Genomic DNA, 24,033 nt, shown 5'->3' with positions numbered 1-24,033 from the left:
TAAGACTATCGACTCCCCTGTTATAAATATTTAGAAGCAATTGCCAAGTATAAATTATTATATGATTTTGAAGTAAGTCCGCTGGCATACAAGCAGGCTCATGCTTGAAGTCTCAGGAAATAATCACAATTACCAATTAGCAAATTATCTACCTGCCGCCAGATTTGATATAGAATGTAACCTGTCTATTTTTGCGATCGCAATTTCAAACCAATGGCACGTCTAGCACTTCTGAGCGTCTCCAATAAAACCGGGCTAATCGACTTAGCGCGCAGTCTAGTAGAAGAATTTGAATTTGACATAATTAGCAGCGGCGGGACAGCAAGCGCCCTCAAAGAAGCAGGAATCCCTGTCACGAAAGTTGCAGAATATACTGGTTCTCCCGAAATTTTGGGCGGGCGAGTCAAAACACTTCACCCGCGAATCCACGGAGGTATTTTAGCGCGCCGCGATGTAGCGCAAGACCTCGCGGATTTAACGGAAAATCAAATTCGGGCTATCGATCTAGTTGTAGTCAATTTGTATCCCTTTGAACAAACAATTGCCAAACCGGGCGTAACGTTAGCAGACGCAATTGAGCAGATAGACATTGGCGGGCCGGCGATGCTGAGAGCTTCAGCTAAAAATCACGCTCATTTGACAGTTTTGTGCAATCCAGAACAGTACAATACTTATTTAGCAGAACTGCGACAAAATGGCGCGGAAGCATCCTTAGAGTTTCGGCAAAAATGTGCGTTAGAAACATTTCAGCATACAGCAAATTACGATCGCGCGATCGCCAATTATCTCAGCAGCCAATCCGAGCCTGAATCGAAGCTACCACTGGAGTTTAGCGTATCGGGAACCGAGCTGCAAACACTCCGCTACGGCGAAAACCCCCACCAAGCTGCCACCTGGTATCAAAGCGGAACTGTACCGACAGGCTGGACAACTAGCACCATCCTGCAAGGTAAAGAATTGAGCTACAATAATTTAGTAGATTTAGAAGCAGCAAGGCGGCTAATTGTAGAATTTCCCGATACTCCCGCCGCCGCGATTCTGAAGCATACAAATCCTTGCGGTACAGCTTTGGGTTCGACTATTTCCGAAGCGTATCAAAAAGCTTTTGACACGGATTCAGTCTCGGCTTTTGGCGGAATTGTTGCTCTGAATCGTCCGATTGATGCTGCTACTGCAACGGCGCTAACTCAAACATTTTTAGAATGTATCGTCGCCCCGGGATGCGAACCAGAAGCGGAAGAAATTATCAAGAAAAAGGCGAAAGTTCGAGTATTGATTTTGCCGGATTTGACTCAAGGCCCAGCGCAAACTGTGAAAGTAATTGCAGGTGGTTTGCTGGTACAAGAATCGGATAATTTAGTAGAAGAAACTAGCAAATGGCGCGCCGTTACCGAGAAACAACCGACTGCGGCAGAGTGGGAAGAATTGCTGTTTGCTTGGAAAGTAGCGAAACACGTTAAATCGAATGCGATCGTTGTGACGCGCGATCGCACTACAATCGGTGTCGGTGCCGGACAAATGAACCGTGTAGGATCGGTTAAACTAGCGTTGGAACAAGCGGGAGAGAAGAGTAAAGGAGCGATTTTGGCTAGCGATGGCTTCTTCCCCTTCGACGATTCCGTCAAAACGGCTGCCGAGGCGGGGATAATTGCGATCGTCCAACCGGGAGGAAGTATGCGCGATAAAGATTCGATCGCAGCAGCCAACCAACTCGGAATCACAATGGTTTTTACTGATATCCGGCACTTTTTGCATTAGGAATAATACCTATAGCAATTCTTAATTGTGTACGATAGTGTAGGGATATAATAGTGTTCATTGGTCTTAACTTAAGTCTAAAAGCTTTGTATCTCTCCTTGGTATCCGAGTCTAGATCCCCCTTCTTAAGGGGGACGAAAGAAAACACTTTTATCGTTACTAAGACGGGAGACTTTGACACTCTTGTCCCCCCCGACCTAAGGGGGGCTAAGTAGGGTGGTTTTATTGTCGTCAGACAAATTAGGTACGTTGTTGGGCTTCAGCCCTCTTTCCTAATCTTATAAAGAGGGCTGAAGCCCAACAACGTACCTTGGCCCAGACGCGAACCAACCTGCTTCTTAAGGGGGGCTAGGGGGGATCGACAAGACTTTAACACCAACGAGCACTGTTATATCCCTAACAAGTTCCCAGTTGTATCCTTCAAAAATTATGACTTACAGCGAACAGCAAATTAAACCCCAAGACGTAAAAGTTAAAATCCTGCTTACCGGCGGACATCAGTGCACCATTACGCTCAAATCCGACACACCATTATTGCACAGCCTTGTCAAAGCATTAGTCGATCGCCAGCAACAGACAGTAGGTTTTGCCAGCTTATTCCAAATCCCCATAGACGACGGGCGTTCCAGCCTTTCCTTTCCCGCCGAACATCTCGTCGGATTAGTCACCGAACCCCCAATTTTCTTGCAGCAACCGCAACCGCAGCAGCCAGCAATCCCCCTAGAAATTGTCCCAGAAATTCTCGCAGAAATTCCCGCAGAAATTCCCGCCCCCGCACCCGTAAATGACGATTTAATATCTCGCTACGCCCAAATAGATAACTTTTTGACAACCGCAGAAAAGAACAAACTAATTAAATATGTTTTAGCCAAAGAATCAGAATTTGTAACTACCAGTACCTCAACAAATGCCGAAGATTACCGTCGCTCAATGGTGCTTCACTCCTTCCCAGAATTTTCCACACTGATGGTAAATCGCATTAAAGCAATTCTCCCCGATGTGCTGCGTAAATTAAATATCCCAGAATTTGCGCTGGGTGACATAGAAGCTCAATTAACAATGCACAATGACAACAACTTTTACAAACTTCATAACGATAGCGGTTCGCCAGATACCGCCAGTAGATTTTTTACTTACGTTTATTATTTCAACCGAGAACCTAAGGCTTTTTCAGGCGGGGAATTGCTGATTTACGACAGCAAAGTCGAGAACAATTTTTATGTTGCAGATGAGACATTCAGAAAGGTTGAGCCTCGCAATAATAGCATTGTATTTTTTCTGAGTCGCTATATGCACGAAGTTTTGCGAGTCAACTGTCCCTCGAAAGCTTTTGCTGACAGTAGGTTTACTATTAATGGCTGGGTGCGAAAAGCGGATTGACATCAATTCCGGTTGCACCGTCAGTTGACAGTTGACAGTTGACAGTTGACAGTTGAGTGTTTAAACAATACCGATACAACCGGAAATTATATCAGGTACGGATCAGTCAGATTGTCAATATTTAGTTATAGCAATCATAAATGATTTATGAAGATTTGTAGGGGTAGTGCCCCCGTGCCTACCCCTTATCTATCGGGGCAGCCTGACTCTTTAAGAACCCCTACAAAAATTATGCAAATGATGCAAGGATTGCTATAGCAATTTTCAAGTATCCGCACCCTACGACTACGCACTCAATCGCAAATCTTATTACTCCTGTGCTCCTGCGTTTTTGAGCAATTTCACGACAGTGGAATAACCTTTAAATTCAGCCAACATTAAAGCTGTATAATTTCCCGGATTTTTGTGATTTAACTCTGCACCAGCGGCGATTAAAATCTTAACTGCATCAGCATAACCTCGATGGGCTGCCCACATGATAGCGGTGGCGCCAGACTCATCGAGCAAGTTGACATCTGCACCTTTTTCGACTAATATTTGGACGATCGCCAGATAACCGCGATCGCACGCCTTCATTAAAGCAGTTTTCCCCAAATCCGCTGGGATATTCGGATCTGCACCGCCGTCAAGCAAGGCTTTCACCGTTTCAGTATGTCCGTGAAACGCAGCTAGAGTCAAAGCTGTCTCGCCAAAGTTTTTAGCATTCAGGAAATCTGGGCGATTTGAGTTTACTTTTTGCAGCAAAGCGGATACGATCGCACTGTGACCGTGAACAGCCGCCACCAGCAAAGGCGTATCGCCCAACCGATTTCTCGAACCAACATAAGCACCTCGGTTTAACAGCAATTCCACCACATCTTGACAGCCTTCAACCACGGCAAAATTCAACGCAGTTTCGTCATCTCTGTCCTTCGCGTTGATATCCGCACCAGCATCTAGTAACATATGTGCGATCGCTCCATTTCCCCCAGCAGCAGCAGCCATCAAAGCCGTCCCGCCATCTCCACTTTTGACATTCGCATTAGCACCCGCAGCCAGCAAAACTCGCACCGCATCAACATTACCGCAATCCGCAGCCAAAGTTAAAGCTGTTTCGCCCTCTTTGTCGCGAATTTCCAAATCAGCACCAGCAGCTAGCAGCGTCTCAACTACCGCCAAATTGTCCGCCGTAGCAGCCTGCATCAAAGGAGTTTTGCTCTGTAGATTTTTAAGATTAACATCCGCAGCGCGATCGAGCAAAATTCGGACAATTTTAGCGCTACCTTGACTAATAGCTGAAAATAGCATAGAGTTATCAGCAACAGCACCCGCATCAGCCAAAGCTTGAACAACAGCTTCGTGTCCCGACAGAGCAGCTATTTTTAGAGCCGAATCGCCATCTTTATCTCGGACATTCACATCAGCCTTAGCATCGAGTAACAGCCGGACAACATTGATATCACCTTTGAGAGAAGCCGCCATCAAAGCCGTACTTCCATCATCATTTTTAGCACCAACATCAGCACCCGCCGCCAACAACAGCCGCATAACATCAGCCTGTTTGTTAGCCGCCGCCAACATCAAAGCCGTGAGGCCAAAACGTCTGCTTGCGAGGTTGACATTAGCGTCATTGTTTAGTAAAATACGCACGATTTCCGTATAGCCCTTTTGAGAGGCAAACATCAAAGCCGTCGTCCCCTCAGAGTCTTTGGCATTAGCCTCAACGCCCTTAGCGAGTAAAGCTTGGACGTGAATAATGTTGCCAGTCTTGGCAGCTTGGATCAATACAGCGTCTTGTTTAGTGGCAGCCATAATAGTCTCTCATACCGTATATTTGTACCGTCGCACGAGACGGACTTACTGGTATGCTAAGTTTTATGAAGTATGTTTACTAATCCTGAGAACACTATGAATCTGGAAATTCCGCAGTCTGTGAAAATTTGGAGTCAATTCTTCCACCCAGTTTTAATGTGGGTATTGCTAGCAATCTCATTTTATGCTTTGTATCTGGGAATTCAAATCCGCCGTACCAGAAGTGCGGAAGGTGATGTCAAGAAAGAGTTAATTAAAGGCAAATTCAATATCAAGCACCATCAGATGGGCTCCTTGCTGCTAGGCTTGATGGTAACAGGTGCGATCGGCGCAATGGCAGTCACCTACATCAACAACGGCAAACTATTTGTCGCCCCGCACTTAATAGCAGGGTTGGGAATGACCGTCATAATTGCCATTTCAGCGTCTCTGACTCCGTTCATGCAAAAAGGTCAAGATTGGGCGAGATACACTCACATCGTTCTAAATGTGGGGCTGTTGGGGCTATTTGGCTGGCAGGCACTAACAGGTGTAGAAATCCTGCAAAGAATCATCAGTAAAATGTAACCGTTAGAGCAAGATTCAGGACTTGCGTGCGGATCTCCAGAAACTGGGTTTTTCACGAAAATACGCATTGTAGACGTAAATTTTGCGAAAAACGCGGTTTCTTTAATCGTAACACTCGTAGGGTGCGTCGCCATGGATAATACCTCGATCGCGATCGACAATCTCACAGCGACGCACCTTGGTTATTCAACAATTGAATAAACAACCCTATCTTTTAGTAACAGTCGTAGGGTGCGTCGCCATGGATAATCCCTCGCTCAAAATCGACAATCTCATAGCGACGCACCTTACTTATTCAACAATTGAATAAACAACCCTATCTTTTAGTCTTTCGCAACTGTCGTAAGGTGCGTCGCAATCAGATTATCGATGGAATTAATTAATTTTTATAGCGACGCACCCTACCAAGAATCAAAGCCATGCTAGAAACCCTCATCAACTATTTTGTTTACAGCACCAAAGGCCACATTACAAAAAACCAATTAATCAAATTCTTATATTTAGCCGATCTTTATGCTGTCAAGTGGACAAATAAACAACTTACGCAGCTCAATTGGCGTTATTATCACTATAGCCCTTGGAACGAAAACATAATTGTCGCCTTAAATCAAATGAATGGCAAAACAATTGTTCAAGAATTTGTGGGAGAAACGATATTTATCCGACTTGGTGCCGAAGCAGGTAATATCGACGATCTAGAATTGCCCGTAGGACTAAAACTAATGCTGGAAAACATTCGCAGAGAATGGGCAGGTTCAGGACAGGAGAAAAGCCAGAAGTTACTAAAGTATATCTACAGCACTGCGCCAATGATGGAGGTTAAAGATAGCCATCAACAAGAGCAAGTGGTGAGGCTGAATCTTGAGACAGAAAGACAAAAATTAATCAATGAATTAGGGTGATAATGTGGCTGGAAAAACACCTCGCCAAGGTTGGATTTATTTAGTAAATCCCCAAAAAGTATCTCTTCGTTGCCAACGCAATCACGATCGCATTTACGATCTAAACGAACCAGACGAGATGGAATGCAAGACAGTTGATTGTAAACTAATAATTAATTCTCGTAGGGTTTTGCGGGGAGAGCATCATTATCTCTTTTGGGAAATTGACCAATCTCAAGAGCAGTCTGAATGCTTGCAGACTTTTACGGTGATTCCCTTAACTTTCCAAACAATTTGCAAAGGTTTGCCAACAGCATACCCGATTAACTCGACTAGCAAAAATGGTCTCGATCGCAATTCATTGGCTTTAGTGCATCAGATATGTACAGTTGATGCTAATTGTTTTAAGGACTCCCAAGGGAATTGGCTCGATCGAGTCGGACAAGTGGATAAAGGAGATAAGGAGTCGATAGAGGAACGTTTAAAGTATTTTTTGAATCTTGGGAATAATTCTAGTGATGATTGGTTGATGAACAATGTGTCTGTGGAAGTTTTAGAGAAAGTCTTTGATTATTTGCCGAAGGATATGACGAAAAAGATTGATTTAGAAAAAGTCATAAGCGATCTAGAATTATGGTAATATTATTTCCCGTCGATTACCATTACAAAAACGGTTCGTAGTGCGGACTTAAGTCCGCAGCCGTAATGCGGACTTAAGTCCGCATTACGAACCTTACTTATTGCAGTCAATCGACCGAACATGATATAATATAAACTATCTCTGAACTTGCACTTAATTTAGCCACAGAATATAATCCCAACCACGGAGAGATAAAACTTCTTCATTTCTGAGAGAAGAGAATTAACCAAACCGTATCGAGTTATAAATTGTCATTGCGAGGGACGAAGCAATTGCAATATCTATTTTTCCTAGGTTTTCCAGGGGTGCGGAATGGGGATTATAAACCCTAATACAATCGGTTCGATCGCTGGGAATGTGAGTCCTCTGATTGATGCGGACTAAAGTCCTCACTACGAACTTTTACTTGCGGACTAAAGTCCTCACTACGAACTTTTACTTGCGGACTAAAGTCCTCACTACGAACCTTTAAGAAGGACTAAAGTCCTCACTACGAACCTTTAAGAAGGACTAAAGTCCTCACTACGAACCTTTACCTGACGTTGGGGGTTGCGAATTTTGACAACCAGCGGTTTTTCAGTTTCTTTAAGTGCGATCGCCTTAAATTATCCACCAACCGCCGCAACTGATCCAAATTTCCCGCTTCGCCACCGTACTTCCACCGCACGTAAGCTTGCGAAACTTCCTCAATTACCTCAGCTTCATCGGTTGCATGATGGCCGCGCATTGCCTCAGCATACTCCAAAGGCGTTTGAGCTTTCTGCTTGGGAAATCCCCGACTCGCCAAATCCTGCAACATTTGCTGATAAACCCCCTCTACTGCTGGCAACTTACCCAGCCAGCGCCGGTAGCGCCACTTGCGCCACCCTTGCCACATTAACCAGCCAATGAAGCCAAATGCGATCGCACTAATTAACCCAGTAAACAACCCAACCCAACCCTTCGCAAACTGCCCCAAAAACCAGCCCACAATCAAACTAATCCAGCGAATTACAAAACCGATGACTGAATCTAATCCGCTTCTCAGAGGCGTCGGCAGCCAACCCGCGATCCACTTCCAAAACGATTCCAGCGCGCTAAAAGTCTGGTTATCTTCCACCGAAGCGGGAATCAGTGGATAACCTGGAATCGGATTAAAACCAAACCAGCCGTAATTGGGAAAATATACTTCCGTCATCATGAAAGCGTCGGTATTTTTCACCACATACAAACCAGTAAACGGGTTGAACTCCCCCGTGTCGAAACCGCCAGCCACTCGCGCCGGAATCCCGATCGATCTGAGCATAATTGCCAGTACCGTCGCAAAGTGATCTGGATATCCACCAGTCACTTTTTTGCCATCCTGGGTGTTTTGATAGCCAAACAGAAAACCCTCAACCAAATCTTCAGTTTCTTCTAAATAAGGCAAGGCTTTTTCAATTTTATAATTAGGGTTTTGCTTCAAGTATTGAGCTAAGTACAAAGCTTTTTCGTAGGGAGAATCGATCGCTCTTTCCGACTTTGATACCCTAGTTCTAGCCTGCAAAATTTCCTCAGTTTTTGCCCGCACCTTGGCTGCAATTTTCGGCGGCACGTCCAAATAGAATTTGCGAATGTTTTTCGGGTAATCTGTACCAGTTTTATTCAACTCAGCCCGCTCGCGGAAAGGCACATTAGAAATCACCGTATAAGTCACGCCCTCTCCCAATTCCGCAGGCGCTCGCAAACCCCCCTCCGCATCAACCGCCACCTCTGGACTTGGAAAATAAAGTTCCTTTGGTTTGTTTAAAGCCGGAATCAAATTCGGCAACTGAGCAATAATAGTATAACTTTGAATCACCTCTTGAGTCCGAGGCGCATTAGGAAATGGATTCAGGTAAAATTGATAAGACCAGCTAGGTCTAGTAACCTTTTGAGCTTGTTCGTTGCGAGAAATTTCCCAACCCTGACCAGTGTACTTGTCAAAGCCCAACACCCGCCAAAAACCCGCCGCTTGCGATCGCACCCGCATCACCTCTCGCGGTTTCATTTCCCCCCGCAAATTCTGATTGATGCGCTGATTGAAACCGTAATAAAAAGTAGAGTCCACTTCTCCTGGCCCTGTATCTGGGTTTCTCCCCCTTCCTCCGCCAGTCCCTTGTTGGTTTCCCCCTCTGACATACCCCGGATTTAAAATGCTGCGCGAGTCAAATTCCCCCTGATATTCAATGGGAGCACTGACAGGAAAAGTCCGCAACTGATAGCCTGGGAGGCGCGGCAAAAACGCAAAAATAGCCAGCCCCAACCCAACAGTGATCGCTAGCAGCCAACCAAAATACTTGGGGGATAGAGTAGCAGCAAATAGTGACCAGTTCTTATTTTTGGCTGCACCTTCTACTTTCTGCTTGCTATCGTCTGCTTTGGAAAGTCCCAAGCGCGATCGATAATCCAACACCAAAGTCGGCAGCGCTAAAGCCAAAAACACCACTAGCAACGGCCCAAAAGTCAGCGTTTGACTGATAGTCGCCGCTACACTCAACAAAATCAACCCGATCACGATCGAATAGCCCAAATCTTTGCGGCGGGGCAAATCGAAGCTGTGCAGCACTTGAATGTGAATTAACAGTTGCGCCAAAACTAACCGAGTATCGTTCAACTCTCCTATCAAACGGGCAAAAAAAGCGAACAGCGCCACCAGCATGGCAATAGCTATGCAGAACTTAGCAGCCACATTGCGATCGCGGCGGCGGTACCAACTCCAAGTTGCCCCCACAATGCTAACAGGCACAGCCCACAGGTTCAGCGCTTCTTCAGCAGCAACATCTGTCGCCACAATGCCCACAATTACCAACAACTGAACCAGGATTCGCAGCAGTAAAGAATCCTCAATCACCGGCGGAGGCATGGCCTCAATCTGCTCCCACAGCTTACCCAAAACAGGTATCTTTCGCAGGTTATCAGTTGTCATGTGCACCCATCCAACTCAGTCAATTGTAGATTGTAGATTGTAGATTTTAGATTTTAGATTCACTCCACAGATTAATCTGAGACGGTTTTAACTAAAATCTAATTTTTTCGGCTTTTCACGACAGAAGTCAGTCGATTTTAGATTTTAGATTCACTCCACAGATTAATCTTCTCAATCTAGGAAGGCTTTAACTAATATCTAAAACTTTTGGCTTTCCACAACAGAATTCAGTTGATTTTAGATTTTAGATTTTAGATTCACTCCACATATAAATGTGGGGGCTTGAACTACTATCTAAATTTTTTGGCTTTCCATGACAGAATTCGGCAGATTGCATCCGTCTTTTGTGTGAGGTCAAACCGCAGAGTAAAAATCTCAATTATTTACTCTAATTTTACTATTCTAGTTGCTATCTTGTTCTTCCAAAGTTGGACGAATAGCAAACATCAGAGGTCTGGTCTCGAAATTTTGGAATCGAACTTCTAAAGCATAAGTCTTATCCGGTTGCGGGTCAAACAACTCCACACTTAAATGCCCCGAATTCGGACGGTGTGCAGTTGCTTCAGCATCTCCTCCCTTGAGTTCCAAACTTCCTCCCCCAGGAAATTCGCATTCAACTCTCAAACACGGCCTTGGTGGTTCTGTATTGCGGTGGGACAGATATTGAGCTTGCAGAGTCAGCGAACCCAAAGCTGTCAACCATTCTCGGCAAACCGGCGGCTGATTTACAGGACAATTCAAAGTTAGAGAGTCAAGGATTTCTCGGGCGGCCAACAGCGACATGAGCATTTGTTGATCGGTAGTTGCCTCGGAGTAATTCGGTAAATCTTCTACTTCTGAAGCAGTAATTCCTCTTGTCGCACCCAGGAGTACGATACCAGCTAATTCGTTAAGTTCCTGAGATTGGTCGGGAAACAAGCTATCTACAGCACGGACTAACTTTGCTCCTTCCCGCAGTGACGACATGACCAATTCCTGACAAGGTTCTAGCAGTTGAGCAAACACCCCTTGGGCGATCGGAATTGGCAGGCGACCCCATCTAATATTTTGTAGTTGGGGAGTCCAGATATGTAGGGGGGGAACCCATTGGGGGGCTACATCGTCTGGGTAGTCGTGGTCGTAACTTTTAATTTCTGTTTCCCAGGGGAACAGAGGCGGGTTGGATTCGATTTCGGCTCTAAGCCTTTCTTTTAACAAGGTCTGAAAACGGTCTTGCACGGTCGGTATATCTCCAATTGTCAGCGGTTGTGCGGGTGCATTGCTGTGCGCCCTCACTTGATAATCCAGCGGGTCTGGTTCGTCCCATTCCCAGTATTCCACCCCAGAATTGTCTTCGTTGCCCCACTCTTCTGAATAAGGGGGCAGATTGAAGCTCTCCTCATCTTCGCTAGAGGCATTCTCGATCGGCGCCTGCAATACCCAGTCTAAGAAATGGCGCTCGAAAGCCTCTGCATCCCTGTTCGTTTCGTTATTCATCACTAGATGCCCCTTCTCCGGAATCTGAACGATTTCGTAATTCCCAGGCAAGTTCGAGTAATTTAAACCACCGTTTCTGTACCTGGGCTACCGTGCTGCCGAGGGTTTGCGCGATCGCTGACTCCGACAGACCCTGTTGCTTCAACTTTAACAAACGCTGACCCTCTGGGCCGATTTGCTCGCCAAAGATCTGCCACTGGGAAGGCAGCAAACCCAGATTTTTATCTAAGTCTGCTTCCAGCCACTGGTGAACCAGTTCCCAGCGGTGCGACATGGCAAACCTGAGCAAATGGTACTTAAAGCGTTGCTGCAAATAGTCTCTTTGACGGGGAGTTATGTTTAGAAGCGACTCTATTTCATTAGTCGGCAAGTCTTGCAAGCGCAATATGAAATAATCAGCGCATTCTTGTTGGTTGCGCTCTTTCAAATACGCCACTAATTCATCAATCACATTTTGCCGCAGAGATTCTGACTCTTCGCCTTGGGGGCGAATTGCCGAGGAACCCTGTCCTGCCATGGCTTCCCGCACGGAGTGCACCGACGTGTCGTTCCAAGTTTGGTCGGAATCTGAAGCCCCTCCATCGGCGGCTTGTTCCATATCCACCGAGGTTTCTTTGGGTTGCTGCTGGGAAAAGGTTTGGGCCCGCAAAATAATTAGTTGCTGGCTCCGGTTGCGAGGCAAGGGAATGCGCCGCTTGCCAAAACGCTCTACAAAGGCCATGTACTCTGCTAGTTCTAAGCGAGTGCGAGGACTGTAGGTAGGTGGCAGTTGGGTTTCCCGCCGGAATGCCTTTAAAGCTTCCAGATAAAATCCTTGCAAGAAATCTTTGATCAGTTCTACTCGCGCCTGATAGCTAGACTGCACCTGTGGAGGGGTGATGTAGCGATAGACGATCGCGCTGAGGGTACTGTGCAATTCTACTCGCCCGGGCCCGGAGCCTAAACTATAGTAGTGGAGGCATTGTTGCAAGCGGTGCTGAGCTAGGCTCTGGGCTGAACCCTCTATGTCTCCCGAGTTTTGAATTCGCTGACTTTCTGTGCATATCCTGTTGACTTCTGCTGCGAGTCGCCCTGCTACATCTTGGCAGTTTTGCTCAGATGCGCGAGTGGACTTTTTGAGTTCGTCTAACAGCAGTTGAAATATGGTTTCCACGCTCTGGCAGATTTCCCGCATGATTGTTTACAGCTCACATTGAAATTAGCACAGTTAGTAGCAGTATGGAGATTTTTTTTCTACCGCTACTTGCTCCGGTATTTCCGGCACAGGACAAACTGCAATGCCCTCGATCTCCGGTTCTACAAAAACAGTGACGGCTGCTTTTTCTTGATGTGTCCCGGATGTACTATCCACCACCAACCAGGTTTAACCAGGGGTTTTTGGTGGTGAGGACGAGATAATTTTTAGCAGAAACCGTTTTTTTTCGTACATAAGTATAAAATTTGGATCCGCCACCGACACCCGCATCAATTAAATCGAGGACGAGACGCAATATTTTTTGACTTTGAAGGGTCAAGCGTGAATTAATCTAAAAAATGCAGAATTTTTGCGAAAAAAGGCTATATTTGGGTATATGTTTTATATTTATCAATAGGCTTCTTGCAAAAGTCGGGAATAGGGAACAGGGAACAGGGAACACTGAACAAGAATTAATGCAAACAACACCGCAAAAATACTTTTGCAAGAGGTCTAATCAAATTTATGGGACTTCAGATTTCGCATTTTAGCTTAATATGGGGCAGTGCTAAGTATTACATACTTGCACCTGCACCTGTCACCCTGACATTATTAAACTCAAATTTCCAATTAACTCACTGATGGATTTAGATCTACAGATTCAAGCACTAATCGAGCAAGCTCCGCCTGACGGTTCGACGCCACAAATCTTAGAGGCGATCGCCCCAGCGCTGGTTTTAATTGCCCAACAGCTACAGCACCTCGAATACTCGATCCTGCAATCGGTAGACGAAAGTTGGGCGATCGTGGTTTTGAGCAATCTCAAGCAACCAGGACGGGAGAAGAAGGTGATTTATGCTTTTCCCACTCTTAAAGATGCGTCCTCCGCTGCGGCGGCTGGGGGCGGGAGCGTCAAGCCCGTACAGTTGCCTGTCACTCACATTTTATTTCAGATGATTGCTCTTGAAGGTCTCGACAGTATTGTTTTTTTTGAAAATCCCGGCAATCAAGAAGTCGGGGTGGAAATCCCTCGCCGACAAGTGCAGGACTTAATAAATGTTTACTTGCAACAGTATCGATCGGCTCCACCGTCGGATATTGCTTAAACAAATCAATTTGTTATTAATTGGCGATCGGGCATTAGGCCTCGGGTATTACCCATTACCAATTACCCATTACCAATTAGTGTCAACTTAAGACTGAAACCATTGATAAATCTCGCTTGACGCTGAGTCTAAATCCCCCTAAATCCCCCTAAATAAGCGGGACTTTGAGAAAATTCTTGTTCCCCCCTTAAGAAGGGGGGTTAGGCAGGGTGGATTAATTGTCAGGATAGGAGATATAAAACTACCAAAAGTATCGCTCAAAGGTCGGCTCGCGCGATCGGCCAAGGTACGTAGTTGCGATGAAAGCGCTCTTTATAGGATTAAGAAAGAGCGCAAAGATCGCAACTACGTACCTAATTTGTCTGACGACAATAAAACCGCCCTGCTTAAGAAGGGGGGTTAGGGGGGATCTGGGCCTCAGCGTCAAAGCAGTCTGGGACTACATTTGACCTGGTTGTTTACACCAATTACCCATTACCAATAAAGTGCAACTTTTTAACCTCTAATACAGCCGGCTCAAAACGTAATCTGCCAAATCAATCAAGGCTTGACGGGATTCTGAATGGGGTAGCGCAGCTAAGTATTCGACAGCTTTTTGTGCGTGATTTGTTGCTAGTTCTCGCGATCGCTCTATGCCCCTAGACTCGTGTACCAGTGCCAGAGCCTGCTGTAGATCTCCTTCTTGGGCGAATTCGCGTTCTATCAGAACTTCCAAATAAGGCTTTTCTTCTAGGGCAAATAGCGCTGGTGCTGTCAGATTACCGCCGATCAGATCCGAGCCTGCGGGTTTCCCCAAAGTTTCCGTTGAAGCAGTGAAATCCAATATATCATCTACTATTTGGAATGCTAAACCAATGTTGCGACCGTAGTTGTACAAATCATCTGCTATTTCTGCTGAAACCTCGCTCAAACAGCCCGCTGCTTTAGAGCTGTTGGCAATTAAAGACGCTGTTTTGTAATAACTTTTTTCTAAGTACGCTGCGATCGACAAACTGGTGTCAAATCCATTTAGTCCCTGTTGAATTTCGCCCTCAGCTAAATCCATAATCACTTCTGAAAGCAGTTTGACTACTGGCAGGTTGTCCAGATTTGCCAAGTGCCACGAAGATTGAGCAAACAGAAAATCTCCCGCCAATACTGCCACTCGGTTGTTAAACCGACTGTGTACTGTCGGTACTCCCCGTCGCAGATCCGACTCGTCCACCACGTCGTCGTGGACTAGACTGGCTGTGTGGATCATTTCTGTGATTTCCGCGAGGCGGCGGTGTTTTTCGGTGATTTCCCGATCGGGCATCGTCGCCTTGGCCATCAACAAGACTATTGCGGGTCTCACCCGTTTTCCCTTTGTGCCGAATAAGTATTCTGCAGCCGCGTACAAGATGGGATGACGGGCACCCACTAACTGTTTTAAGTTTTCTGTCAACAGTCGCAGGTCTTCTTCAACCGAGGAAAATAGGAGAGTGCTAGAGATCATGGATACGCCGACTCAAGCCGTAAAGTAACAAAATTTTACATATCATATCTTTATTTTAAGACAATTCTCTGCAATAGGGAAGAAAAATCTAGCCGATCGGCAGTTATTTGTCATCTGCTAGGGGCTAAGAGTCACCCCACTACCTCCGGTGAATGACCCGCTGGCAGAGGGGTTGCCCCTATTGTATCGAATTGTTAAGTACACTGCCAAAAAATAACTAAATCCCAGAAACCCTGTGTTATCATAGGTATTAAGGATTTAAACAATTCTATACATTAAGCACAGGCTGTAATTGAGCCTGGCTGGCAGGTAGCTTTCAGATGCCTGTAAGAGTTTCGTAGAGCCAGCCTTGTTAGTCGATCGCAGCGAAAATTTCTGGGACAGATTTTTAGTTCCTTGTGGCTAAAAATTTTCAGGAGTTAAGACTAGCGCATGAGATGTGCACGGTAGCTCAAAGCAGCTAAAGTGGATGGTTTTACGCTGTTCCAGCATCTGTAAAGCAGTAAATCATTATTGACCTCGCCCAAAAACGGGTAGAAGCCACGACAATTGTCGTGGGTAGCCCAAAATTTTAGATCTTAGTTGAAGCTCCCAGATTTATCTGCCGAGTAAATCTAAAATCGAAAAATGGAAAATCTCAAATCGACTCACCGGGAACGCCTAAGTTTTTCGGCAAGCCTGATATGGAAAAGTAGCCTTCAGAACCAAGGCATAGTCTTGCGTGCTGACTTAATGTAGTAGGTCTTGAACTTGTCCCGTCCTCCTCCTCGTCCTTGACTTTTGGTTCTAATTATGATTTATCGCGATATTCCTCTAATTATTCCCATTCTAGCCGCCGGTTATGTAATGACTATTTATATAGTGCTGATGTTGGCCGAACGTAGCTCTAAAATAACTCGATTGGGCGAGTAGTGCAATGCTTGGCAGCCGAATCCGGCCTCGCCCGCCATGGACTACTCGCTCAGAATTCCGAATATTCAACAATAACCCTGCCTTGAATGCTTGCGTACAAAGGCAGGGTTATTTGATTTTAGATTTTAGATTTTACACTGAACATTGGCGAATGATTGATGAAGGTCGTGGTTTAGAGCTGGCAGATACATTCGTTACCATCAACTGTCACAATCGGTTTTTACTTATTTTTATCTAGCCATTAATCTATAAATTATACTTTTATACCGTATATTAACGGATATATTTTTTTTAAAAGGTATCACTTATTACCTTAAACAGCTATTATTATGAATAATTATACTGTCTACCGCTAGGCGGGTGCCGAATGTGGGTCACAGGCAAGTCTGAAAATATTGGTGGCGGTAGCTGCGAACACATATCAATCGCTACCAAAATTAGGGGGTTAGAGCCTCGTCCTTCCAGGACGACTTTATTCTATAAATCTTCTTGCCATTTTGTAGAAATCTAGTAAAATCAAACAAGGAGGTGATGCAAGTGTTCAATCTGACTTATGAATTCAAATTGAAACCAACAAAAACACAAGTAGCAATATTTGAGGATTGGTTGGAACAATGTCGCAAGGTATATAATTATGCCCTGCAAGAACGTAAAGATTGGTATAATTCGCGAAAATGTCGGATTGACGCTTGTTCCCTTCGCTCGGAATTCATCATCAGAGCTGACACGCCCAGACCAACTTACTCAACTCAATGTAAAGCCTTAACTGCATACAGGAAAACCAGCCCTGCATTACAACGTATTAATGCTCAAGCTTTACAACAAGTGCTGCGCCGACTAGAAAAGGCATTTGTAAGTATGTGGGAACAAAACCACGGATTTCCCCGATTCAAAAAAAGGGGAACTATGAGGTCTTTTGTGTTTCCACAACTAAGTTTAAACCCAATTCAAAATAGTAGTGTGAAACTGCCTGTAATTGGTTGGGTAAGATTTTGGCAATCTCGAACGATTCCCGATGGTGGAATTATTAAGCAGGCACGGGTAGTAAATCGTGCATCCGGCTGGTATGTAATGCTGACCGTTGCATGGGACGTAAAAATTCCCGAGGTAATGCCACACGGAAATCCCCTAGGAATCGATGTCGGACTAACGAATTTCATAGCAACTTCTAACAGTCTTTTAGTCAAGCGGCCAAGGTTTTTTATAGACGCAGAACGCAAGCTGAAATTGCTGCAAAAACGTGTAAGTAAAAAGCAGATTGGCTCAAATAATTGGCGCAAAGCTCAAAAAAAAGTTGCTCTTTTGCATGAATACGTTGCTAATTGTCGCAAAGATTGGCATCGCAAAATCTCTCATCAAATTTGCAATGATGTGGGGATGGTATTCGTTGAGGACTTAAATTTAGTTGGACTATCTAGAGGGATGCTGGGCAAGCACTGCTTAGACGCTGGATGGGGTCAATTTTTCACTATTTTGGAACAAACCTGTTGGAAACGCGGGGTGTACTTCCAAAAAGTGGATGCGAAGAAAACCAGTCAGATTTGTCCAAATTGCGGTGTCGCAACAGGCAAAAAAGAGCTTGCCCAGCGTACTCATAGTTGCTCAAATTGCGGTTATACAACCGATAGAGATGTTGCAGCAGCTCGCTTTAGTTCTAATTAGAGGACTTGCAGCCGTAGGGCATACGGTGAAGATGCTTGCTAGCAAGTAAATTCGTCGGAATCCCAATGAAGCAAGAATCCTCTCGCCTTTAGGTAGAGGTTTGTCAAACTAGGATAAACGCTGCTGCTCTCTAAGATTCTGCGGTTATGCTTCACTTTCCAGGCTACAAAATTTTCAGGAAAATCTATGAAAGCGATCGATCTCTAGTTTACCGGGGCGTGCGATCGGCCGACAGTCAGCGCGTAATCTTCAAAATACTCAAGCAAGAGTACCCCACCCCGGCTGCACTCGCCCGTCACAAGCAAGAATATGACATCATCCGCAGCTTAAATCACCCAGGAGTCGTCCAAGCTTACAGCTTAGAACAGTACGATCGCACTTTGGCGATCGTACTCGAAGACTTCGGAGGAGAATCTTTGAAAAGGTTGATGCACTCTCGCCCCTTTACTCTATCCGAATCTCTCAGCTTTGCCATTCAAATAGCTGACATTTTGGGCGACATTCACAGCGCCAATATTATACACAAAGATATCAACCCTGCCAACATAGTTTTCAATCCCAGCACCAACCAACTCAAAATCATTGACTTTGGGATAGCCAGCGTCTTCGCGCCCGACAAATTAACCGAACAACCCACCCTCAAGCATCCCCATATTCTAGAAGGCACTCTCGCCTATATCTCTCCAGAACAAACTGGCAGAATGAACCGCAGCCTAGATTATCGCACCGACTATTACTCTCTCGGCGCAACTCTCTATGAAATGCTGACGGGCCAACTGCCGTTTGAAACCAGTAGTGCCCTAGAATTAGTACATTGCCACATTGCCAAACAGCCAAAACCGGTCGCCGAAGTCGATCGACAAATTCCCGCAGCAGTTTCTCATATCGTCGCCAAATTATTAGCCAAAAACGCAGAAGACCGCTACCAAAGTGCTTGGGGCATCAAAGCAGACTTAGAAGAATGTCTCAACCAATTAAACACCCACGGTACAATATCAGAAATCTCCATAGCCAACCAAGATATTTCCGATAAATTTCAAATTCCGCAAAAACTGTACGGACGCGAAACACAAATTCAAACATTACTGGCAGCCTTTGAACGAATCACCAACAATGACCCCCAACTTTCCAGGCAAAAACGTGTAGAGTTGATGTTAGTAGCAGGTGATTTCGGTACAGGAAAGTCATCGCTGGTACAAGAAATTTACCAGCCAATCATCGAAAAGCAAGGCTATTCAATCGCCGGAAAATTCGACAAATCGCAGCCAAGAATTCCTTACAGTGCCCTAGTCAAAGCTTGCGAAGAACTTCTGCAACAAATTCTCGCAGAAAGCGAACATAGATTTCAGCACTGGCGCGCCAAACTCTTAGCTGCTCTTGCACCAAATGCTCAAGTAATTATTGATGTGATGCCGGATTTAGAATTGATTCTCGGCAAACAACCTGCTGTGCCAGAGTTAGATCCAAATGAGGCTACCAATCGTTTTAACTTAGTATTTATCCAATTTCTGCGGGTATTTTCTTCAGAGAAACATCCCTTAGTTATTTTTCTAGACGATTTGCAGTGGGCTGACTCCGCTAGCCTCAAATTAATTCAACTAATGGTGGCGGGTTCAATGACCAGCCAAAACCACGAAAATATTGAAATTTTCCAACCAATAACCCTTGAGAATTTATCTCTAGTACAGCCCGAATATTTATTGATTGTTGGAGCATATTGCGACAGAGATGTCAGTCCTGTTCATCCTTTGATGGTGGCTGTGGCAGAATTGCGAAAACAGGGAGCAACGGTAAATCAAATTACCTTACCTCCGTTGGAAATAGCAGATATTACTAATTTGATTGCTGACACATTACGCAGCGACAAAAAATCAGCAGCACCCCTAGCAGCATTGGTGAAACGAAAAACAGGGGGCAATCCTTTTTTTGTTAGCGAATTCCTGAAAATGCTGCACTCCGAAAACTTAATAAATTTTAGTTTTCCTAGCTGTCCACAGTTGACTTTTGATGCTACCTCATTCGCAACTTCTGCCTCAGATTATGTCAATAATTGCGCCGAATTTCAAGCCGGCTGGCAGTGGGATCTAGCTCAAATTGAGGAGATGGAAATTACCGATAATGTGGTGGAGTTGATGATTGGCAAATTGCAAAAACTGCCAGAGTCAACGCAGCAAATTTTACGCTTAGCAGCTTGCGTGGGAATAGATTTTGATTTGCACCTGCTGTCTGCGATTTGCGAAAAGTCTCCTCAGTTAGTGTTTGCTGACCTCCAGGCAGCACTGGCATCTGGTTTGATTTTAGCAGTTTCTGAGGTAAATGCCGAGCTGTTAACTGTGAATTTTAAGTTTTTGCACGATCGAGTACAACAAGCCGCTTATGCTTTGATTGACGAGGACCATAAAAAAATAGTTCACTGGCAAATAGGTTGCTTTTTATGGAAAAATACGGAGGAAAATTCGCTGACAGATGATATCTTTAAAATAGTCGATCAGATTAACATTGGCATAGAAAATGGTTTAGATTTAACACCGACATTTACTCAGGAACAGCGAGATCGAATCGCTAATTTTAATTTGATTGCTGGCAGAAAAGCTAAGGCTGCTGCCGCTTATGCTGCTGCGGTGATGTATTTAAATGTCAGCCGTCAATTGCTGGCAGATTCGAGCTGGGAAAATCAGTACGAGTTAACTTTAAATCTTTATATAGAATCCGTTGAGGTAGCGTACTTTAGCGGCGCATTTGAGCTGATGGAACAGTTGGCTGGGACTGTGCTGCAACAAGGCAGAACTCTGCTGGACAAAATCAAAGTTTATGAGGTAAAAATTCAAGCTTATATCGTGCAGAGGAGACAGCCAGAAGCGATCGCGATCGCCAGAGAAGTGCTAGCACAATTTGGCGTAACTTTTTCCGATAATCCTAGCGAGTTAAACATTCAGTGGGAATTAGAGCAAACAGCGGCAAAATTAGCCGGAAAGAAGATCGAAGACTTAATTAATCTGCCTTTGATGACATCTCCCGAACAACTGGCAGCAAGGCGGATCGCAGCAAGCATAGTTCCTGCGGTATTTCACTGCGATCCTCAACTATTAACTCCGTTGGTTTTGTCACAGATTAATTCATGTATTCAGTATGGAAATTCACCGCTTTCTGCCTTTTTCTACGCAGCTTGGGGCGTAGTTATGAACTACGCATCTCAAGACATTGAATCGGCAAATAAGTTAGGGGAATTGGCTTTAAACTTAGCATCAATGTTCAATGCAAAAAGCCTCCGAGGGAAGATATTATATATAGTAGCAGCTTGTATCGCTCACAGCAAATATCATGTCAGGGAAACCCTGCCAATGTTCCGAGAAAGCTATCAAAGTGCACTCAAAAACGGAGATTTTGAGTTTGTCGCTTATTGTGCAAAACAAAAATCTCAATATGCTTATTTGGTAGGGCAAGAACTTACAAATCTAAAAGTCGAAATTGCTGAATCTAGCAACCTGCTGGCTCAACTCAAGCAATCAATCAACTTGCAGTGCAATCAAATATTTCATCAAGCGGTGCTTAACTTGCTGGGTGAAGCAGAGAATCCTTGCAATTTATCGGGGACAGCTTGCGAAGAAGAGCATCTGCTACCGTTGCTGGCGAAAGCGAACGATCGCACGGGAATACATTACTTTTATTTGCACAAGCTCATACTGTGTTATTTATTCGGGGATTTGTGCCAAGCACTGGAAAATGCAGGTAAATTTAGACAAGGTTTAATGGGAGGAACTGGTTTTTTAACTGTGCCGGTGTTCCATTTTTATGATTCTTTGGCTGCACTAGCTGCTTGTTCTGAGGCGGATGTATTGGAGAGAGAGATGCTGCTCGAAAGAGTAGGAGAAAACCAAAAGAAAATGCAGACATGGGCTGCACGCGCCCCCATGAATCACTTGCACAAATTTCATCTGGTTGAGGCTGAGAAATATCGGGTTTTGGGCGATAATTTTCAGGCAATGGAGGAGTACGATCGCGCGATTGGTTTGGCGAAGCAAAACGAATATCTTAACGAAGAAGCTCTCGCTAACGAACTTGCAGCTAAGTTCTATATCGGTTGGGGAAAAGAGAAGATTGCACGAGTTTATTTGGCTGATGCTCACTATGGTTACACTCACTGGGGAGCTCAAGCTAAAGTTGAGGATTTGGAAACACAGTATCCCCAATTTTTAATCAGAATTCCAGTGTCAACTAGCATTACCAGCGACAGCGCTACAGTTACTAATATTTCCAGCAGCCACGATTCGGGCCAAACTTTTGATTTGGCGGCAGTGATGAAAGCCTTTGGTGCGATCGCTAGCGAGATTGTGCTGGACAAGTTGCTGGCGAAGTTGATGAGAATTATGCTGCAAAATGCGGGGGCAGAAAATGGTTTTTTGATTTTGGAAAGCCGAGGTAAGTTTTTGGTAGAAGCTTCGGGAAAATTAGATGGCGACCGCGTGGATGTTTTGCAGTCGGTTCCTGCTGAAAAGTGCCTGCCTGTTTCCATTATTAATTATGTCGCTCGTAGGAAACAAAATGTTGTAGAAAGTGACGCAGCTAACAAAGGAAGATTTACGCGCGATCCGTATATTGTCAGACATAATTCTCAATCTATATTGTGCGCGCCCTTGCTGAATCAAGGTCAATTAATTGGGATGGTTTATTTAGAGAACAATCTCACTACGAGTGCTTTTACTGATGACAGGGTAGAGGTTTTGCAACTGTTATCGACGCAGGCTGCTGTTTCTATTGCTAATGCTAAACTTTACGCAGAAGTGCGGGAAAGTCAGAGCAAGTTGACGCAGTTTTTAGAAGCTTTACCTGTGGGAATAACTGTACTTAATCCCCAGGGTAAGGTATCTTACATCAATGAAACTGGACAGCGGTTGCTGGATCAAATTTTGGCGCCGTCAGCTACAGGTGAAGAGTTGATATCAGCTTCTGAAATTTATATATCAGGAATGGAAAGCCCCTGTTCTGAACAACAACTGCCGGCTTGGCGAGCTCTCAATGGCGAAAGTGCGATCGCCGATAATTTAGAAGTCCGCAGAGATGGGAAGATTGTGCCTTTGGAAATGCACTCGCAACCGATTTTTGACAACAAAAACAATATTGTCTATGCGATTACTGCTTTCAGCGATATCACCGATCGCAAACAAGCTGAGAAACTGGTAGCAGAGTACAACAGAACCTTGGAAATGCAAGTAGCCGATCGCACCAGAGAACTCTCGGAAGCCCTGCAACACCTGCAAGCAACGCAACGAGAACTCATTCAATCCGAAAAAATGGCAGCATTGGGACAGCTAGTTGCTGGTGTGGCTCACGAAATCAATACTCCCCTGGGTGCGATTCGATCGTCGATCGAGAATTTAGCCGATTTTTTCAATCAAAATCTGGCCCAAATCGCGGATTTTTTCCACAAAATGTCCCCGGAACGTTACTCTGATTTATTGACGCTGCTCCCCAAATACCAGTCGCAGGCGATGCTCTTTTCTAACCGAGAAAAACGCCAGTTTAAAAGAGCTTTGATCCAGCAGCTATCAAACAATTCTGTGGGAAATTCAGAAACAATAGCTGACACTTTAGTTGATATCGGCATTTACGACAATATCGAATCAATTTTGCCTTTGCTGCAAGACCCCACTAGCTCGGATATTTTACAGCAAGCCTATCAATTTACTGCTTTGCAAAGAAGTACGAATACTATTATCACAGCTACAGATAGAGCTGCAAAAGTAGTTTTTGCCCTAAAAGCATATTCTCGCTCTAACTCTACGGGAGAAAAGGTTATCACCAATATTACTGAGGGAATTGAAACTATATTAACTCTTTATTACAACCAACTCAAACACGGAGTAGAAGTTGTGAGGAATTATCAAGATGGACTGCCGGAATTGCTGTGCTATCCAGACGAACTCAATCAAGTTTGGACAAATCTGATTCACAATGCTTTACAAGCAATGAACAATTGCGGAATTTTAACAGTAGATGTTAGAGTAGAAAATCAGATCCTGTTGGTGGGCGTTAGGGATAACGGCACAGGAATTCCCCCGGAAATTTTGCCGCGAATATTTGAACCCTTCTTTACCACAAAACCCGCCGGAGAAGGCAGCGGCTTGGGACTGGATATTGTTAAGAAAATTGTCGAAAAACATTCGGGTAATATAGAAGTAACATCTGCGATCGGTCAAACGAGCTTTATCGTGTCAATTCCGATCGCCGTTTAGCGCTATAGCACTAGAAATTTTACCGAGTCGCGACCAAAAATGCCACTCTAGAC

The 24,033-nt window shown here is 44.7% G+C and carries 14 protein-coding genes; 8 read left to right on the top strand and 6 right to left on the bottom strand.

Going from position 1 to position 24,033, the window contains the following annotated elements; translation table 11 throughout:
- Positions 1–213 precede the first annotated feature (213 nt).
- Positions 214–1,758: a bifunctional phosphoribosylaminoimidazolecarboxamide formyltransferase/IMP cyclohydrolase gene (purH, locus tag QZ918_RS01775; RefSeq protein WP_293330353.1), complete on the top strand. Its 1,545-nt coding sequence runs from the start codon at positions 214–216 to the stop codon at positions 1,756–1,758.
- 429 nt (positions 1,759–2,187) lie between these two features.
- Positions 2,188–3,138, top strand: a complete 951-nt coding sequence (locus QZ918_RS01770) for a 2OG-Fe(II) oxygenase (RefSeq protein ID WP_293330350.1) — start codon at positions 2,188–2,190, stop codon at positions 3,136–3,138.
- A 309-nt stretch (positions 3,139–3,447) separates the two neighbouring features.
- Here the strand turns inward: QZ918_RS01770 and QZ918_RS01765 are convergent, their stop codons facing one another.
- Positions 3,448–4,929, bottom strand: coding sequence for an ankyrin repeat domain-containing protein (locus QZ918_RS01765; RefSeq protein ID WP_293330347.1), 1,482 nt, complete (start codon positions 4,927–4,929; stop codon positions 3,448–3,450).
- Positions 4,930–5,025: 96 nt separating this feature from the next.
- On the opposite strand from QZ918_RS01765, the gene QZ918_RS01760 reads away from it, so the two are divergent.
- The 3 genes from QZ918_RS01760 to QZ918_RS01750 all read left to right on the top strand — a co-directional run bounded on the left by QZ918_RS01760 (position 5,026) and on the right by QZ918_RS01750 (position 7,017).
- Complete coding sequence (locus tag QZ918_RS01760; protein WP_293330344.1) at positions 5,026–5,496, top strand: DUF4079 domain-containing protein; 471 nt, start codon at positions 5,026–5,028, stop codon at positions 5,494–5,496.
- 419 nt (positions 5,497–5,915) lie between these two features.
- Positions 5,916–6,398, top strand: a complete 483-nt coding sequence (locus QZ918_RS01755; protein ID WP_293330341.1) for a type II toxin-antitoxin system antitoxin SocA domain-containing protein — start codon at positions 5,916–5,918, stop codon at positions 6,396–6,398.
- 4 nt (positions 6,399–6,402) lie between these two features.
- The gene (locus QZ918_RS01750; protein ID WP_293330338.1) at positions 6,403–7,017 is read left to right on the top strand and encodes a type II toxin-antitoxin system PemK/MazF family toxin; all 615 of its coding nucleotides are present in this window, start codon (positions 6,403–6,405) and stop codon (positions 7,015–7,017) included.
- 532 nt (positions 7,018–7,549) lie between these two features.
- On the opposite strand, the gene QZ918_RS01745 is transcribed toward QZ918_RS01750, so the two are convergent.
- The 4 genes from QZ918_RS01745 to QZ918_RS01730 form a co-directional block, all read right to left on the bottom strand.
- Positions 7,550–9,943, bottom strand: a complete 2,394-nt coding sequence (locus QZ918_RS01745) for a transglutaminaseTgpA domain-containing protein (protein WP_293330335.1) — start codon at positions 9,941–9,943, stop codon at positions 7,550–7,552.
- A 402-nt stretch (positions 9,944–10,345) separates the two neighbouring features.
- Positions 10,346–11,419, bottom strand: coding sequence for a hypothetical protein (locus QZ918_RS01740; protein ID WP_293330332.1), 1,074 nt, complete (start codon positions 11,417–11,419; stop codon positions 10,346–10,348).
- A complete protein-coding gene (gene hetZ, locus QZ918_RS01735; RefSeq protein WP_293150019.1) occupies positions 11,412–12,593 on the bottom strand; it encodes a heterocyst differentiation protein HetZ in 1,182 nt (393 codons plus the stop codon). The genes QZ918_RS01740 and hetZ overlap by 8 nt, the downstream gene beginning before the upstream one ends.
- A 33-nt stretch (positions 12,594–12,626) precedes the next feature.
- Positions 12,627–12,770: a hypothetical protein gene (locus QZ918_RS01730; protein ID WP_293330329.1), complete on the bottom strand. Its 144-nt coding sequence runs from the start codon at positions 12,768–12,770 to the stop codon at positions 12,627–12,629.
- Between the two features lie 464 nt (positions 12,771–13,234).
- On the opposite strand from QZ918_RS01730, the gene QZ918_RS01725 reads away from it, so the two are divergent.
- The gene (locus QZ918_RS01725; RefSeq protein WP_293330326.1) at positions 13,235–13,699 is read left to right on the top strand and encodes a hypothetical protein; all 465 of its coding nucleotides are present in this window, start codon (positions 13,235–13,237) and stop codon (positions 13,697–13,699) included.
- Between the two features lie 502 nt (positions 13,700–14,201).
- On the opposite strand, the gene sds is transcribed toward QZ918_RS01725, so the two are convergent.
- Entirely contained in the window at positions 14,202–15,173 is a 972-nt protein-coding gene (gene sds, locus QZ918_RS01720; protein WP_293330323.1) for a solanesyl diphosphate synthase, read from the bottom strand.
- A 1,449-nt stretch (positions 15,174–16,622) separates the two neighbouring features.
- On the opposite strand from sds, the gene QZ918_RS01715 reads away from it, so the two are divergent.
- Entirely contained in the window at positions 16,623–17,747 is a 1,125-nt protein-coding gene (locus tag QZ918_RS01715) for an RNA-guided endonuclease InsQ/TnpB family protein (protein ID WP_367275168.1), read from the top strand.
- A gap of 146 nt (positions 17,748–17,893) precedes the next feature.
- On the top strand, positions 17,894–23,980 hold the full coding sequence (locus tag QZ918_RS01710; protein WP_293330320.1) for a trifunctional serine/threonine-protein kinase/ATP-binding protein/sensor histidine kinase: 6,087 nt from the start codon (positions 17,894–17,896) through the stop codon (positions 23,978–23,980).
- Positions 23,981–24,033 lie beyond the last annotated feature (53 nt).

It is taken from the genome of Microcoleus sp. CAWBG58, assembly GCF_020883045.1.
GTDB lineage: Bacteria > Cyanobacteriota > Cyanobacteriia > Cyanobacteriales > Microcoleaceae > Microcoleus.
This window is presented reverse-complemented; position numbering and strand designations above follow the sequence as displayed.

Bases quoted from the DNA above. Each gene is read 5' to 3' on its own strand.
- purH (WP_293330353.1), top strand. From the start codon at position 214: ATGGCACGTCTAGCACTTCTGAGCGTCTCCAATAAAACCGGGCTAATC.
- QZ918_RS01770 (WP_293330350.1), top strand. From the start codon at position 2,188: ATGACTTACAGCGAACAGCAAATTAAACCCCAAGACGTAAAAGTTAAA.
- QZ918_RS01765 (WP_293330347.1), bottom strand. From the start codon at position 4,929: ATGGCTGCCACTAAACAAGACGCTGTATTGATCCAAGCTGCCAAGACT.
- QZ918_RS01760 (WP_293330344.1), top strand. From the start codon at position 5,026: ATGAATCTGGAAATTCCGCAGTCTGTGAAAATTTGGAGTCAATTCTTC.
- QZ918_RS01755 (WP_293330341.1), top strand. From the start codon at position 5,916: ATGCTAGAAACCCTCATCAACTATTTTGTTTACAGCACCAAAGGCCAC.
- QZ918_RS01745 (WP_293330335.1), bottom strand. From the start codon at position 9,943: ATGACAACTGATAACCTGCGAAAGATACCTGTTTTGGGTAAGCTGTGG.
- QZ918_RS01740 (WP_293330332.1), bottom strand. From the start codon at position 11,419: ATGAATAACGAAACGAACAGGGATGCAGAGGCTTTCGAGCGCCATTTC.
- hetZ (WP_293150019.1), bottom strand. From the start codon at position 12,593: ATGCGGGAAATCTGCCAGAGCGTGGAAACCATATTTCAACTGCTGTTA.
- QZ918_RS01725 (WP_293330326.1), top strand. From the start codon at position 13,235: ATGGATTTAGATCTACAGATTCAAGCACTAATCGAGCAAGCTCCGCCT.
- sds (WP_293330323.1), bottom strand. From the start codon at position 15,173: ATGATCTCTAGCACTCTCCTATTTTCCTCGGTTGAAGAAGACCTGCGA.
- QZ918_RS01710 (WP_293330320.1), top strand. From the start codon at position 17,894: ATGCTTCACTTTCCAGGCTACAAAATTTTCAGGAAAATCTATGAAAGC.